General features: G+C 36.1%; 1 protein-coding gene. It reads left to right on the plus strand.

Annotation, left to right across the window (positions count from 1 at the left end; all coding sequences use genetic code 11):
• The first annotated feature begins 175 nt into the window (after positions 1–175).
• Complete coding sequence (gene omp33-36, locus AAV96_RS00030) at positions 176–1,045, plus strand: porin Omp33-36 (protein ID WP_046737819.1); 870 nt, start codon at positions 176–178, stop codon at positions 1,043–1,045.
• Positions 1,046–1,094: the final 49 nt, after the last annotated feature.

The raw sequence follows: 1,094 nt of genomic DNA on the forward strand, positions 1-1,094 counted from the left end.
ATATTATATTTTTTCTAAAGTTGACAACCAATACTCTAGCAGAGCAATTTTTAACCACCATTATTATCTTACACGATCATTTGTCGGAACATGTCATTTATTACATTGACTTCATATTTTGTTACAATAGAATGAAATCCAACTTTACTCCTTACTGTAAAAGCTGGAAATTATTATGAAAAAACTCGGTTTAGCCACTGCTTTATTATTAGCCATGACCGGTGCTCAAGCTTACCAATTCGAAATCCAAGGTCAGTCTGAAGCTCTAGACTATAATGATGAAAGCAGAGATTTTAATAATTACACTGTTGGTGGACAAGCAACTTACTACTTCAAAAATGTAGATGCATCTAAAGGTCCTTTAGCAGAAGCAGCTTTTGTTAACCAAGCATCAAATGTAGCTCTTGGATATAACTTTGCTAATCTTGATGATACTAAATCTCAAAATGTAGGTGTTAAAGCTGAAGCCTATGTACCAACACCTTACGCTCCTACATATGCAAGCTTAAGCTATAGTGCTACTGATAATGACGGCAAATATGGTAAAAATGATGATCGTGGTCAACGTTGGGCTGTTGAATTTGGTTCTGTAATCGCTCCAAACTTCCTCGTAGCGGTAGGTTATACAAATGTTGTAGAACAAACCTCTTATGATACTTTCAAAATCTTAAACAGCGGTTTTGCTAAAGCAGCTAATGAAACAGCAACTATCGCTGACAAGCAAGATGCAATTACTGCACGTACTAAATACGTTGGTGCAATCGATGGCACGCCTATGTCGATTGGTTTCGAAACAGGTATCGTTTACGGTGAAGACACTGCATATGAGTTAAAAACTGATTTGTACCTAAACTCTAAACTTAGCACAGGTGTTTCATACGCTAAATCAAGTTTTGCAAATACACCTGATTCAGCTTGGGGCGTTAATGTAAACTACTTTATTACCCCAGCTGTTGCTGTAGGTGCAAGCTATTTAAATGCTAATGCTGTAGGTACTGATGCAGATATGCAAACTATTGGCTTAAACGCTAAATTACGCTTCTAATCGTGTAATCGATGTTGTAATAAGACATATAAAAATAAAAAAACCAGTT

This window comes from Acinetobacter sp. AG1 (assembly GCF_001005525.1).
GTDB classification, from domain to species: Bacteria; Pseudomonadota; Gammaproteobacteria; order Pseudomonadales; family Moraxellaceae; genus Acinetobacter; species Acinetobacter modestus.

Bases quoted from the DNA above. Each gene is read 5' to 3' on its own strand.
- omp33-36 (WP_046737819.1), top strand. From the start codon at position 176: ATGAAAAAACTCGGTTTAGCCACTGCTTTATTATTAGCCATGACCGGT.